The 14,252-nt window shown below is 56.7% G+C and carries 8 protein-coding genes and 8 pseudogenes; 6 read left to right on the top strand and 10 right to left on the bottom strand.

Features of this window, described 5'->3' with window-relative positions:
* Window positions 1–7 precede the first annotated feature (7 nt).
* Window positions 8–2,071, bottom strand: coding sequence for a recombinase family protein (locus tag QMO82_RS02805; RefSeq protein WP_011427411.1), 2,064 nt, complete (start codon window positions 2,069–2,071; stop codon window positions 8–10).
* On the bottom strand, window positions 2,061–2,258 hold the full coding sequence (locus QMO82_RS02800; RefSeq protein ID WP_183907041.1) for a hypothetical protein: 198 nt from the start codon (window positions 2,256–2,258) through the stop codon (window positions 2,061–2,063). The genes QMO82_RS02805 and QMO82_RS02800 overlap by 11 nt, the downstream gene beginning before the upstream one ends.
* A gap of 349 nt (window positions 2,259–2,607) precedes the next feature.
* Between QMO82_RS02800 and QMO82_RS02795 the strand changes: the two are divergent.
* A pseudogene (locus QMO82_RS02795) lies at window positions 2,608–2,781 on the top strand (IS3 family transposase); the annotation flags it as partial.
* Between the two features lie 252 nt (window positions 2,782–3,033).
* Here the strand turns inward: QMO82_RS02795 and QMO82_RS02790 are convergent.
* Window positions 3,034–3,150, bottom strand: a pseudogene (locus QMO82_RS02790) (transposase); the annotation flags it as partial.
* Window positions 3,151–3,156: 6 nt separating this feature from the next.
* Between QMO82_RS02790 and QMO82_RS02785 the strand changes: the two are divergent.
* Window positions 3,157–3,360 (top strand): annotated as a pseudogene (locus tag QMO82_RS02785) (transposase domain-containing protein); the annotation flags it as partial.
* A 97-nt stretch (window positions 3,361–3,457) separates the two neighbouring features.
* Here QMO82_RS02785 and QMO82_RS02780 read toward each other — a convergent pair.
* Window positions 3,458–3,622, bottom strand: a pseudogene (locus QMO82_RS02780) (transposase); the annotation flags it as partial.
* 516 nt (window positions 3,623–4,138) lie between these two features.
* Here QMO82_RS02780 and QMO82_RS02775 point away from each other — a divergent pair.
* Complete coding sequence (locus QMO82_RS02775; RefSeq protein ID WP_103671223.1) at window positions 4,139–5,716, top strand: hypothetical protein; 1,578 nt, start codon at window positions 4,139–4,141, stop codon at window positions 5,714–5,716.
* A 543-nt stretch (window positions 5,717–6,259) separates the two neighbouring features.
* On the opposite strand, the gene QMO82_RS02770 is transcribed toward QMO82_RS02775, so the two are convergent.
* Both QMO82_RS02770 and QMO82_RS02765 read right to left on the bottom strand, forming a co-directional pair.
* Window positions 6,260–7,417, bottom strand: a complete 1,158-nt coding sequence (locus QMO82_RS02770; RefSeq protein WP_011427406.1) for a hypothetical protein — start codon at window positions 7,415–7,417, stop codon at window positions 6,260–6,262.
* A gap of 934 nt (window positions 7,418–8,351) precedes the next feature.
* Window positions 8,352–8,810 (bottom strand): annotated as a pseudogene (locus tag QMO82_RS02765) (IS256 family transposase); the annotation flags it as partial.
* A gap of 155 nt (window positions 8,811–8,965) precedes the next feature.
* Here QMO82_RS02765 and QMO82_RS02760 point away from each other — a divergent pair.
* Window positions 8,966–9,554 (top strand): annotated as a pseudogene (locus tag QMO82_RS02760) (IS5 family transposase); the annotation flags it as partial.
* Between the two features lie 303 nt (window positions 9,555–9,857).
* Window positions 9,858–11,537, top strand: coding sequence for a XopAG/AvrGf1 family type III secretion system effector (xopAG, locus tag QMO82_RS02755; RefSeq protein WP_011427403.1), 1,680 nt, complete (start codon window positions 9,858–9,860; stop codon window positions 11,535–11,537).
* 63 nt (window positions 11,538–11,600) lie between these two features.
* Here xopAG and QMO82_RS02750 read toward each other — a convergent pair.
* Window positions 11,601–11,726 (bottom strand): annotated as a pseudogene (locus QMO82_RS02750) (IS5/IS1182 family transposase); the annotation flags it as partial.
* A gap of 218 nt (window positions 11,727–11,944) precedes the next feature.
* Here QMO82_RS02750 and QMO82_RS02745 point away from each other — a divergent pair.
* Window positions 11,945–12,404: pseudogene (locus QMO82_RS02745) on the top strand (IS110 family transposase); the annotation flags it as partial.
* Window positions 12,405–12,545: 141 nt separating this feature from the next.
* Here the strand turns inward: QMO82_RS02745 and QMO82_RS02740 are convergent.
* The 3 genes from QMO82_RS02740 to QMO82_RS02730 form a co-directional block, all read right to left on the bottom strand.
* Complete coding sequence (locus QMO82_RS02740; protein WP_042119538.1) at window positions 12,546–13,037, bottom strand: hypothetical protein; 492 nt, start codon at window positions 13,035–13,037, stop codon at window positions 12,546–12,548.
* Between the two features lie 328 nt (window positions 13,038–13,365).
* Window positions 13,366–13,530: a hypothetical protein gene (locus tag QMO82_RS02735; protein WP_165779456.1), complete on the bottom strand. Its 165-nt coding sequence runs from the start codon at window positions 13,528–13,530 to the stop codon at window positions 13,366–13,368.
* A gap of 322 nt (window positions 13,531–13,852) precedes the next feature.
* A complete protein-coding gene (locus tag QMO82_RS02730; protein ID WP_011427400.1) occupies window positions 13,853–14,161 on the bottom strand; it encodes a DUF736 domain-containing protein in 309 nt (102 codons plus the stop codon).
* Window positions 14,162–14,252: the final 91 nt, after the last annotated feature.

Below are 14,252 nucleotides of genomic sequence, written 5' to 3'. Positions count from 1 at the left end.
CATCTTTCTATGTCATTGAAAGAAATAGATTTTCCTGATCTGGAGGCGATCCCGCGGGGTGGCGAGGGTTCTTCCGTACACGATCGAGAATCTGACGTGCTTGCGGGGTCGCGAGTTTGGAACGGCTGAAGATCCATGGGCCATCGGGTAGCGGATGAGCCCCCTTAATATCGCCAGCCTCGGCCGCCAGACGCAGCGTCTTTGGCGATATCCCGAGTAACTTCGCCGCACCGCCCAGATTAAGCCATGGCTCAACCCCGTCGATCTGCGGACGGAAGACCGGAATCTTGCGATATGACCTCAGCGCGGTGACCCGCTCCCGTGTCCAGCGATTGCCATTGCCGGTCGTCAGTCCGTTGCGATTGAGGACACCGGCAATCACATCATCATTGGCGATCAAGACGAGCTGTTTCACAGCGTCGACAATGTCGTCAGGGGTCGCATTTCTTTGGCTACGGTGTCGCTTCGGCAGGCGCAGTTCGGTGTGGACGCCTCCAACCCAATGAATGACGAGGACGATCTCAGAGGTTCCATCATCGAGATCGGCGACCACTTCATTGATGAGCGTGCGCACGATGCGCTTCTTCAGCCTTGCATCGGTTGTCGGCGCCGTCCAGACGGCGCGAAGGTTTCCCGCAAGTGCGGTTACCTGTGATGCGGACATGGGGAACGGATGCGGCGTAACTGTCCGATGTTTGGCAATCTTGGCCTCGATCTCACCGACGCCAGTCAGCGCCTTGTTCCAGCGTGCTTCCAGCTCCGACGTCACCAGCCTATTCTCTGGATCGGCCGCGTCATATTGCCGGAATGCCCGGTCGGCTACATAGCGTGCTGCCTCGAGGTCGCGCATCAGGGCATCCTGAACCTGATCGCGTTGGTTGGCCATATTGCGTTCCGCCTCGACGGCGGCGGCAATGGCTCCTGGCTCGACCACGCCGAGAAGTGCCTCTTCGATCGCGTCATCGACCCGCAGACCGCCGAAGGCGATGCAACGTGGTTCGCCGTTGTCGAGCAACCCTCGCCAACAGGAATAGCGCGGGATGTTATGGTTGGCTCCTGTGTAACGAACCGTCAGCTTCCGGCCGCACCTTTTGCAGCGGAACAGGCCGGCAAGCAGAGCGTCGCCATGCTTCGGCGCTCCATGATGGCGACTGGCCGGTACATTGTCGCTGACCATCTTGCGGATCTCCTCCGCCCGTTCCCAACTGATGTAACCTTCGTGCGCATCCGGGATCAGCGCCAGCCATTCATCACGCGCCTTGCGGCGAATTCCAGATCGGCCATCGTATCCTGGTACGGAACGACTCTTACCATAAGCATAAGCGCCGCCGTAGATCGGGTTCGCAATCATCCGGTGGATGGTGGCATAATTTGGCCTGCGCCAGATGACGTCACCGTTGGCGCACCTGACGGGCAGGTCCAATCCCTGCTCAAGGAACCATAGCAAGGCCTGCCGGGCACTCCCGAGTTCGGTGACCTTGTCGAAGACGAGTGCGATGGCTTCCTGGATGCGCCGATTGGGATCCTTCTCGATCCTGTCACCGGCCTTTACGAAGCCGGCCGGAACAGTGACGACGAGTTCACCGCGGCGAGCCTTCTCATAGCGGGCGGAAAGGGAACGCTGACGCAAGAGATCGAGTTCATACTCGTTGAGGCTGCCCTTCAAACCCAAGAGCAGGCGGTCGTTGCCCTGGCGGGGCGCATAAACTGCTTCCTGGTCGACCAGGACGGTATCGACAACGCGGCACATCTCGATGAGTTGCTGCCAATCGCGGCTGTTCCGGGCGAAGCGCGATACCTCACGCGCGGCCACGGCGCCTACCTTGCCAAGGCAGACTTCCGCCACCATCCGATCAAATCCAGCGCGGGTCACGCCGCCGGCGGCCGAACGACCAAGGTCGTCATCCACCGTCTCTATATGTGACCATCCAAGCGCTGCCAGACGGTCGCGCATGGCGTACTGGAGGGCGCTGCTCTCTCGATTGTGCAGAACCTGGTGAGCCGAGGACTGCCGAACATAGAGGATGGCCTTCCGCTCCAGATGATGCGGCGCGATCTTCTCATGCATCATGACCGGCCTCCTTCTGTTGGCAGGCATGTCCGCACTTTGCGTGATCGACGAACAGCCGCACGATGAGCACCGTCAACGCTTGGCGGGTCTCCTCCGGCAACTCCGGCCATTGCGGCGTCCCTGCCGTCTTCCCCCGCTGCGGGGCCGAGAACAGATCGAACTGGCATGTCATGGACTGGCGAGGCATGAACATCTCTCCGACTCGTTTCGTGAAAGACCAATGCTGCGCCCATTACCGAAGATTGCGATGAGGCATCAGCGTCCTTCAGCAATCTTGCCAAAGAATGCAGGCTTGCGAGATCGACGTGCGGGACCGCCAGGCTGCGCCAACAACCACTCACTGATCGGTCGAACATCCACGACGGGACCTCAAGAAGTCGACCAGAAGAAGAACCAGAAAGGCTGCAGCGGAAAATATGCGTCCCTTTAGACACCGCCTCATGCACGTGAACAAGCCGTCCGGACCAGGGATGCCACGGATACAGAAGCTCGCGAACCTCGGTCCCGTGGGTGTTCTGTCGTCGTGTTGTACAATAAATTTCCGGCCGCACTCATCGCTCGGATATCAGACCCCGGCAGACTATGCCGGGACCATCGCCGCAACCGGCTCCAACGCTGCGCAAGATGAAAGCTTCGCGTTTCCGCCGGTTGCTCACACCGCGCCACTTGGCATATTCAAAACCGCCGAGGCTCCAATCGCAGTCGGATGAAAATTCAGTGGCAGGTCATCTCGCTTCGTCGGAGCGTCGCGGCCTTAATCACTAGGCTCAGGACTCGTTAAATCACATCCAGAAGATGACGGCTGCAGCGATGCATATGCTTGAGAAATAGGTGTGTGCGCAGCGGTCGTATCGGGTGCATGCCGCGGATGAGATCCTCGAGTGCGCTCTACGATATCCCCTGCGATGAGTGATTTGCTCGGCAAATAGCCAGTTTTTGTGCGCGCGATGGCACTGAAGAACAGGATCGCATTGTTCATCGACGAGGAACTGGCGGATTCCACCATCCCACGTCCGGATGTCGGCGAGGAGACTTTGAAGGTCGTCGATTCCATTTTCGGTCAGACCCTTCGTGCCATCGGGCCAGACAAGGGCGGCGAGCGCATCGCAAATATCCTGACCATCATTGAGACTGCCAAACTCCATGGCCACAATCCACCGGAGATCTATTTGACAGACGTCCTGACCAGGATACAGGATCACCCCAAGGACCACCTCCAGGAATTACTGCCGTGGCTTTGGACGCCGGCGATGCGAGGCTGCGTGATGGCACGTTCAAGGTTCATCTAAACGCTGAAAGAAGTCGCCAGCATGATCGGCGAGAACCTCGATTGGCGGTCGCCTCCTCGAAGATGATCGACCGTGTCATGGTAGGTGAAGCGCGTCCCATAGTCTTCAGCCGGTTGGCTTCCGATACGTCCATGCCGCCGAATTTGGTCTTCCATTTATAGATGCTGGCATTACTGACGCCGTGCTTGCGGCAAAGCTCCGAGACCGGCGTGCCAGCCTCGTGCTCCCTCAGAACGGTGATGATCTGTTCGTCTGTGAAACGTTGCGCTTCATTCCCTGGTCAAGGTCAGATTGTCGACGGACAAGACCTCAATGGGGGAAATGATTGTAGCGCATGGCCATGGACTTAAAGCCAATCGGCAATTCAGGATAGACGGCCTTCGCCGGACGGATACGTACTATGGGCGTATTCGAGATGATAGCCGGTCGATCCGGCGCATCAACGACAGGTCGCCATCGAATATTGCATTACCGGGGCCAAGGTTATCGACGCCAGATGGGGTCTTTTAGCTTCGGATGTAACGCAATCACACCCCAGCAACTCGCCCTCCATGGTATAGTTCATATCAGGACAGTGAACGACATCGGCGAATTCAAAAGCAGAATCGGACGCCGCTCAGGAGGCCTGGTTTTCTTAGAGCTGCTGGCGTCCCAGGGTTAAAGTATCGCTGTTAGAACAAGTTTTGCTTCAACGCGACAATGCGTCATCAAAGACGCGATTTAGTGTGAACGCTGGCGATGAAGCTTGCGCTTCGGAAAGTGAGAAGGACCACGCACTATGGCCAATCGCACGAGAGAAATTATGGCGGTCAAGTATCTAACGGATGTCATGCGAAGCCGAACTCCAGCCTATGTTCCAGACGGCAGCATTAGAAATGAATTAGAGTGGCCGCGACCAGTCCCCGGCCGCTCCTTGAAGGACGCACTTGAAATTCGAATAGACCGGCTTCTAAGTCGAACTATTCCCGATACGCCTGCATATAATAAACAACGGCTCTATGCATTGAATGCAATACATCGAGCTAATATTGGTGAGCTTACCGCGAACCCGGATCCTAACGAACTCCATCGCGTCATTGATAAAATCTATGCAAGGCGCCCGCAGTTCCCGATAGCTCTTTCTCCTAATGTAGCTGCTGCACTTTATGAGAAACTGCAGCAATACGCCAAAACCAAAGAAGGCGACCCGCGAGAATTCCCACACATTGAAATTCTGGGTCACAGACGCGATGAACTGCAGCTTCATCAATTCGATGAAAACTTTTCAAGCGGTACGCCCCGAAATCCAGCTTTACAGAAGGCCACTCTGAAGGAGCTCAATACTTTGTTGGACAAGATCGTGCCGGACGGCGCTTTTTTCAATGGTCTGCGCCAGGCGGTAGTAGATGAGGTTTGGGAAAGTGGCGAAATCTTGTCACGCTGGGCTAAGCGGGAGGCGGAAATTGTGGAAACGAGGGCCACCACTGGCGAAATAGGCTTCATCCCGAACTCCTTTCACTATGGCAAAGTGACGGTGATCAGAGCCATTGAAGAGAAAATCGTTCCTCGGAGATCGGAGTTACTACCGCAACAAAGGTTAACTCCAGAAACTGCTGTAGACATCGCAAGGTTGATACAACGGCATTGCGACCTAACCTGGCAGCGTGGTGGTAATCGTTTTTTCCTGCCCAAGCAACTGCCAAAAGGGATTAGGGACTCAATACGTCGAGCGCCTCCTCAACGAGGGCGTAACAGAGTCGCCAAGGAAATGGCAACGCGTGTTCTTGATGCCATGGACGCGGTCGTTGGCCCTCGTCGCGGAAACTTCGCGAGCCGCGCGTGGTTCCTCAAAGCGGCGTCGGAACACCGGGAATACTGGCTGGAGCGGAACAGTACGGCAGCAGATTCCCCGACCCTTTTCTCGTTGCTCCGCAGCTATTCGCGCGTCTTGAAATCAAGGACTTTGGAGATGGAAAGGCTTGTGCGAACCATAGAGGGTTACCACCGAGCCTGGCAAGGTCGTCTGCGCGAACTGCCAGAGAATGATCATCTAAAGAGATCAACAGTACCCGTACGGTCGAGCAAAATCGATTTAGAACATTCCCAAGTCATGCTTGAACTTGCCAAGGCAGCCAATATGCCTGGTCAACAGAAACTAAAACTGCCGCATCGCAATGAGTCAAAGGTGGTGGCGCCGGCTGAAAATCTGGCACGATCTATATCACCAAAAATAAAAGCGCCGCACCCCTTACAAGGGACTTCCGGCTCTTCCAGCCATAACGTCAATGGAGATATTGAAATAGGCAAATCGCCTAATGGGAGTAAGCGGCCACGCGAACTGGAGGAACGTGAGAGGGCCAACTCGATCAGCCTCTGAGAGATAGGTAACTTTTCGTGGCAACTGGCCACCTGTCAAGGGTCGACCACGTTGTTTTTTAAATGATCCTCTCGCTCGTTGCGGGAGCGCTCGCGGACAATTTTGATTGTCGATACCGGATCAATACATGGAGAGGTAATCGCGGCGCGATCCCCTTCCGGCATGCCCCTGGAGGATGACTACCTGCATTGCCGGGACCAAGGGTGTCGACGCCAGATGGGGTCTGCTTGCCGCTTAGTGCTTGCGCGGCATAACAGGATCTGCCGTTCGGCAACACGGAGTAGCAAGCTGGACGGCAGGTAGTGAGGGTGATGAGATGATGGGAACCGGACGAACCGGGGATTGGATTAATCCGAGATTCTCAAGACGCTCCGAGCGCGTTAATTTGATTGAAACCCGATCCGGGGATCCGGGGACTTCATCACGGGCCGCGGCCTTATGCGCCGCTGCGCGAAGGCGGGCGCATGGCTTGCACGCACCAGAGCGGCATCAGAGATTTTCTCTCTTGCAACAAACGGCCGCTCGAACGCGCGAATCGTGAGTTTAATAATCTAACCCGGGGCTGCGAGTCCGCTTACGCTCGTTTAATTCGCGTCGATTGCCTTCCGATCCATTGATCTCATCATGCGCCGCCTTCGATCCCAGCGCGGCGGCCGGTTCTTGCAACGAAGTGCCTTTTGACTTGCGAAAGCTAATGGTAGCGGGGTCAAAAGCTAGCCTCTCCGCGTCATCTACACCATCTTCCATACGACCAGTTGCAGCTTTGGTATGGCTCCCTTCTCCAGTCACATACGCTCTCCACGCCGACCGGTCGTCATCGAACGCCCCCGAAGAGTGGCTGTCCTCGTTCGATCGCTGTGACCTTTCAGGAGAGACATTTTCGTCCCGAAACAATTCGTTGCTACCAGGCGAGGCCGTTCGGCTGCTTAAGCCCTCTGTCCCTGATGCGGGCGAGGGTGCAGATTGCGCCTCGAAGAACGGGTCATGATCGACATCCGCTCGCCTCGCCTCGGCCTCACCATCAAGGCGTACCAGCGTTGGATCTCGCTTTTCCCTTTCCAACTGATGGGAAAGCAAGCCGATACTGGGCTCGATATCATGGATCAACGCGACGTCGTCCCTCGACCGATCTTGGAATAAATGGTCTATCGTGTACAGGCGCTCTCTAATATCCTCATACAAATGGCTCACCTCATCAACCAGCTCTATTGCCTGCTCAGACGTGAACGGGATGGTGGGTCGCACCTGTCTGGGCAGGCCCCTTTCCCGCGCTCGAAGGAACCGAAAAAGCTCCTCGGATTTGTCAATAGCATTTAAGCTCTCAGCGATTGTTTCACCGGTAGCAGTCCAGCCGAGCCCTTGCTGGTAGGGAGCGAAGTCGGTAAACTTCCCAACTCGTTCAATCAGCAAGCGCCGCCGATTGAGTGTTGGGCGGCCTGGGTCAATATGCTCATCAATCATAAGGCCCACAGCGTGGAAGCGAGTCTGAATCTCCGGACAAAAGACCGCCGGCTCACGCCTATGGATTCCTTCAGCGATGCACTCCCCGATATAGCCTACCGCCCGTTCGCGTGCTATTGTAGCTTCAGCCATATCCCACAACTCATTAGTGCGGTTGGCCCAGCGTTTCTTTAACCTTGATAGGTTCGCCAGTGCAACGAAGGTATCCAAGCTGTCTTTCATGGAAAACTCGTTGTTCATTTTCAACTCGTCTCTTTGTTTGCTGAGTCGACGGGGAGTAGTGTTAAACGGCCTGCAATCTTAAAGGCGTCGCGGTCTGCTGCTATGCTACGCAAAGCGCTGGTTGAATCGGCCCCCGTTTGAGCCGCCCCTAAAATGTTTGAAGGAAGCGTCTTCGGCCAAACCTCATGTTTGGCGGTGAGTTGGAAAGACCGTGTGGGTTTGCGTTTTCGACCGGAGTTTTCGCTTTCAAGCGTTTCGCAATCTCGGTCGGCCGCGCGCGCTCTGTGCTAGAGGACGCTTGGTCTCGCAATCCATCGTCGTGTAACTCCGGTGTTTCCAAGTCGTACGTCTAACACCCAGAACCGACTAGCTGAACCAAAATCGTGTTGCATTTGTCGCTCGTTAGCTATGCAAGCCAATCCTTCTTGCGAAGATGACGCGCGGCGATGCGGTTGAGAAGGTCGGCAAGCCGCGCCCGCGGAGTGGCTGTCGCACGGATTGATTAAAGCAGCCTAACCTGCGGCCTTCACCGACCTTACGTGAAGCAGGTTTTGTTATACGCTCAAGAGCGGACCGCTTCATTGGCGACTTGTGGGGATACCGTCCGCAAAAGTCGTCACGATCTTCAAATGCAGAAATGTGCAAACTACTTCGCAGTCACCCAGCACATCGTTGCGCTAAAACGCTCATTTGGTTATCGTTGAGCAAATTAAGCCGGGGCAATTCGAATCCGTGCAACAGTTCCAGCATTTGCGATGGAGAACTTCAAGGACCAGAAAAGGTAAAAGCCGCGCCGAACCCAAGCTCGGGCGGTTTGATGACGACTTTTCATATCTTCTAATAGCAAACCTCCCAGCTCGATCCAGTCTAAAACGCCCGTGGGATCGTGTCCATGGAAGTGGTGTAGGTCGCGGCTGATGGCCGTGCTTTCCGACATTGGGTCGGAGGGATATCAGCGAGCCACAGCGGGCAGACTGATTTGCGGATCATCGCTCATTTGCGCCATGGTCTCAAGGGTCATGTATCTGGCGCGTTGGACGGCCCATTCATCATTCTGTTCGAGCAGCAATGCGCCGACGAGACGGACGATAGCATCATCGTTCGGAAAGATACCGACGACCTCGGTACGTCGCTTGATTTCGCCGTTGAGACGCTCGATTGGATTCGTCGAATGCAACTTTGCCCGATGCTCTTTCGGAAAAGTCATGTAGGCAAGCACGTCCTCTTCCGCATCGTCCATGATGGTGGCGAGCTCCGGCACTTTTGGTCTGATCTGATCGGCGACGCTGCGCCATTGAGCGCTTGCTGCCTCCGGCGTCTCCTGGGCAAAGGCCGTTGCAATGAAAGCGGAGACCACCCGCCTACCGCTCTTTCCAGCATGCGCGAGCACGTTCCTCATGAAATGAATCCGGGGGCTGAGGCCCGCGGTCGGGATGCCGACAGCCGCTCCACGCTGCGTCAGAAGAAGTCTATGGCCATCGTCGCCAGCCTCTTCGATCTTTGGGAAAAGGAATGGGCAAGGTCTAGCGATCCATGATGCCCAGGGATGTTCCGCCTGCAGTCCTATTTCTACAATGGCGAGCGACAGGGTTATGGGGCCGGATCAACCATCATCTTGTGATGGAGGCGCGTGACTTGGAATGTCGGGAGGCCTCGCCGTCTGCGGGCGTGATCGACAGTCAAAGCGTGAAAATCACGGAACGTGGGAGAATTTCGGGCTATGACGCGGGCAAGAAGATCAAGGGACGCAAGCGTCATATCGTCGTCGACACGCTCGGACTGATGGTCGGCCTCATGGTTCACAGCGCCGATATTCAGGATCGCGACGGCGCGCCTGCCGTCCTCAAAACCATCAGGCGCTGGCCGTGGCTGAGACATATCTTCGCCGATGGTGTTTATGCCGGACCGAAGCTGAAGGGCGCACTGCAAAAGATCGCTGCGTTCACGCTCAAGATCGTCAAGCGGACCGATAAGGCCAAGGGGCCTCGAGGTTCTGCCGCGTCGCTGGGTCGTGGAGCGCACCTTCGCATGGCTTGGCAGATGCCGACGATTGGCGAAGGATTGGGAAAAGTCCGTCGCATCAGCCGAGGCCTGGATCACTATCGCCCACATTCGGCTCCTGACACGACGCTTGGCAAGGTGCGGATATTGTTGAAACCGAGAGGAAGTCAATCTCCTGTGGTTGAAGAGGTGCCAGCTCGACGCGTGAACGGACCGCAGCAGCTACATTACAACTGTAACGCGCATGCGTTGACGCTCATCCCAAGCATTGTGGTATATAACCACATCCTCCACAGAAATGCCTCTGCTTTGAGAAATAGTGGCGCGGGGAGTTTCACATGCGTCTTAGTCGCCAAGCCAGCATCCGGCCAACTCTGGTCAAGCCGTCACATCCCAACTTTTGATCGATGCGTCGTTAATGTTACAGTTCCAATTTTAACTTTTAAGGAGCAGTGAGATGCGAATTGGGATTAAGCAACTTCCACGCTTTTCGCCACTACGGATCGTTGAAAGGCCGGGGCCGGCCACCAAGACACCGACTGCGCGCGATGTAGCGGTTAACTCACCCACTGTGCGTCCTTCCCCGCGCGCCGCAATCTCAGGTGGCGCGGATCCTGCGAAACCAAAGAAGGAGCTTGCAGAACAAGGAGCAAGTACAAGGTATAGCAGATCCCAAGGGCAAAACCTGCGTGGGTTGAAGTACGCCTTGTTAATAGCTGCTGGGGGCTACGCCTACGATAAGATCGTCAATGACTTTCCCCTCTCCACCACATCGCTGCATGACGGTAAAAAAGGATTCACCTCCAGTGAGCGGCTCAGGAGGGCTCAAGGCAGGGCACGAGAAGCTCACACGCGGTATCATGCGGCCACCGCTGAAACTCAGCGTCTAAACAAGCCGCCGATAAATCGAATTCGTACCTGCGGCGATAGACAATTTGTCACCATGATTGACTACCGGGCAGCGACGCGTGTTCACATTGCGCGGCGGGTGGACTCTGCTGATGCCCGCCGGTCGCTCGCCCTGAATCTGAATTGCATGAGGGGCCTTCTCGTGAAGGACGACTGCGTGGCAAGGTATATGCCGCCTCAGGTTCCGAAAAACTTCGACCTAACAAAAAGCCCAATCTATGACGAGAAGAATAAGTATGCGCTGACGGGAGTTTTCAACGAGCAGACCGGCGCGTATGGATACACGTCAAGATCGATTACTCATCCATTCATCAACAACGGCGTCCGGCACTTCAGGAACACTTTCCGAAGCGAGAAGGGCTTGTCGTTCAAGAACTGCGTCGAGATGCTCGAGCCGCTCCTGGCCGGTAAGACCTGCGGTCTTAGCGAAGAGGCGCAGTTTGCGGCCGGTCAGACGATCCTAAACTTCAGAAAGGTATATGCTGCTGAGGCGCACTGGGGACATGCCGAAAACGTTCTGATGAAGACGCTAATCGAGCATGGTTTGCTCTCCAAAGAGGAAACGGAAAAGCTCGATGCGACCTTAATGTTTGAGGATCCCAAGAAGAATAAGCTCAAGCGCAATTCCAGTTTGGTGGGGCCGTGGCTGCACAAGCTAGACATCTGGCTCCAGGAACTGCGATCCGGCTATGATCCCGAGCTTGTTGAGGATCTGAACCACCCGGAAATAGCAGGCATGAAGAACCTGCCGATCGCTCATGTAAAGCTGAATGAGCAAGGAGACGGATTCGAAGATTGTTCTGGACTTGGTGACTCATTTACATGCGCAAACGCCGTCGCCTGCATGAACCACGCGCGTCTGATGAGTGGTCAGGCACGGTTGTCAAAGAAAGAGGTCATTGTGATCGTAGCCTGCCTTAACGCCGTATACGACGACACGAGTTCGATTCGGCATACACTCCACGAGGTGGCGCGTGGCTGTTTTGTGGGCGCTGGATATACGGTTGAGGATGCAGACGCTTTCTATCGTGAAGTCTGCCGAAAAGCGGCGGAAGAGTACTATGGCGGCAGGAATATATCGGGCCGTTTGCAAGGCAATTCGCCTCATTCAAAGCCTGCGGAAGGAAGTCTTCTTAGGAAAGAACCGGATCTGAGAGAACCGCGTAACTCCGAAATGCGGCTGTCTGCAGCGCGTTCGCGTGACCGAAGTCATGGATTTGGCTTGTGAAAACAAACGCCGTGCCCGATTGTTCTGCTGTCAGCGAGGCATCGTAATCTATGACGGGCACCTTGTGGCCGCGTGCTGATGAACGCGGCCACAGGTTGAGCCGGTCATTCCGACGTCGCCATTATAAGCCCCTGAAACAGCTTCGGGATGTCGATCCCAGTCAACGGCTTTTCGCCAGTGGACGAAACGGCCGGATGCGGAGGTGTGATCAGGTTCGGCGTCACGATGAAGGGGTGCGTGGACATGAACAGGTTTTCGAAGGGAAACACACCTTCCCCGGTCGGCCGACGTGCACGAGCAAGTTTTATGATGACCTGTGACCTGACCTGATGTGATGGACGGCCTCCGCTCTCGGCATCGCAATGTGCCAAGATGTGGGTGTCGAACTGACATCAGGAGATGCATCCATGGAGAAGGTTACCATAATTGGCCTGGATATCGCTAAGCAGTATTTCAGGTTCACGGGATCAATGAGGCAGGCGCGATCGTGTGCCGTCGCAGGCTTCGCCGTGACGATGTCGTTACATTCTTCAAGGTATTGCCGCCGTGCCTGATCGGAATCGAGGCTTGCGCGACCGGACACCACTGGGCTCGGGTTCTCATGGCACTGGGTCACGAGGCTAGGTTGATGCCGGCGTCTTACGTTAAGCCCTACGTGAAGCGTCATAAGAATGATGCGACCGACGCCGAAGCGATCTGCGAGGCGGTAACGCGGCCAACTATGCGCTTCGTTCCGGTGAAGAGCGACGAGCAACAGAGTGTGCTGATGCTGCATCGGGTCCGCGAGCTTTTGAGCGGCAGCGGACGATGTTTGTGAACGCCTTGCGCGGCCACTTGGCCGAGTTCGGCATCGTGACGCGTCAGGGCATCCCCGATGACAGATGACGGCAGGTCGAAAGGAAGAGGCTCAGCGGGCCGTTCTCGCCATCATTGCGATGGTCTCGCAGGCATTTCAACGAAGGGCCGCTGTCGCCGCCCTCCGGATGGTCGAGCCCGCCGCAGGATTGATTACGATCCTGAGCACCTGATGTTGCTGACACGGGAGGCGCTTACCGCGATACCGGTTTCGCATGTGATATCCTTGATGACCGGCGCAAGTGAGCCGAGTTCGTCATCGGTGAGCGCAATCAGCTCCGGATAGTCGATGTCGACGCCGGTATAGTCCGCCGTCAAAGCGCTGGACCAATCGCCGCCGTTGATGCGGTATTCATGCGTGTCGAAATCGATGTCGAGCTCCTCCAGCAGGATGATGGTGAAGCGCCCGAGGATCTCGATCTCACCTTCCAGCCGGTACGCGGCATGGTCGTCGTCGCCGGCAAGAATGCTCCGCTCCAATGCCATGATGGTCCGGATACGACCAGCAGCCGCCTCCAGTCCTTCCAGCAGTCGCTTATGGAGCTTTCGCGAAACGTCGGTATCGCAGCCGAAGCGGTTCGCCAGGACGACGAGCCGGAAACCGGAAAGCTTGGTGTAGAGCGCAAGGTTCTGGTCAGATGTCATTGTGTGATCTCCTTCATCTTGATGACAGAGATCGGCCACTCGTGGCAAAGAGGGGTCAAGGACCGCGGGACGTGGCGCGCAAGCGGGGGAACCGATTTTTTCGGGAAGCGAAGGCGGCGGAAAAATTGGGGGAGACCGCGCCGTCCTTGACGCCGGATTTGCTGGAGTAAACTGGGACGTCAGAGAGAGAAGAGACCCGCGGACCCGGAGGGGACGCGACCGTATCCGGTGTGAGCCGGAGGGGAGCGTTGAGGGGTGAAATCCCTGACAACCGGGAGGCCGGTCGATCCGGCCGACAGGCTCATATTCCAGCAGAATGAGAGCCGCCTCAGAAAGGCGGCTCGGCGTCGATGATGCCGTCCTGTTCGGCAAGCGCCGCGGCCAGATCGGCCTGGGCGAGTTGAAGCTCCGCTTCGACCTGGCGCCGCTCGACGGCGTCGCAGGCGTTCCTCAACTCGGCGCGCAGCTCCTCGATGTGCTGTTCGATGGTCATCGTCTCATCTCCTTGAGTTCGTGAAAGACGAGACGGCGGGGCGGGAAGAGATGGCAGGGTCAAGGAGCGCGGAAGCGACCGGCGGAGCCGGCGAGTGGGAGAGCCGATTTTGTTGGAGTGGAGGGAACCGGAGCGGAGGCAAAATTGGGGGCAACCGCTCGTCCTCGAGGCCGGCATTTCTTCCCGGCACGATAGCGTCATCTGAGCAGACAAATTCCGGTTCCGTATCGCACCGAAAAAGCCGGCGGAACGCTCGATGCCTGCCGCCGGCTTATCTTTGACGCCGGTTGGCCCCGCCTCGGCGGCGGGGCCTATCCTGATCTCAGTCGCGGTTGGGGCGGGACCAGATCAGCTGGTAGCCGTCCTCGCCCTCGACCTCGGTGAGCGTCGCGTAGATCGGAGCGGGGAAGCTCGGATCGTCGAGCTTGACCGAGAGGTAGTCGCGGTCCTGCTCGGAGCGCTTCTGCCAGGCCGCACCCAGCTCGACGTTGCCGGCGTAGATGCGGAAGTGCGGGCCCTTGTCGGAGGGGTTTTCGACGCGGGCGATGCGGGCCTTGACGTTGAGGGCGAGCGTGCGGATCGAGCCATTGAAGCCGGTTTCGGAGGTGGTGAAGGTGCCGATGGTTGCCATTGTCGTATTCCTTTGTTGTTTCGGGCCGCGCCCATCGCGGCCTCGATGGCTGTCGCAAAGATCGGGGACGATCGGACCGCACCCCCGGGGT

The organism is Rhizobium sp. BT04 (genome assembly GCF_030053135.1).
Lineage (GTDB): Bacteria > Pseudomonadota > Alphaproteobacteria > Rhizobiales > Rhizobiaceae > Rhizobium > Rhizobium binxianense.
Note: the sequence above shows the minus strand (reverse complement) of the source record. Positions and strands in the feature narration are given on the sequence as shown.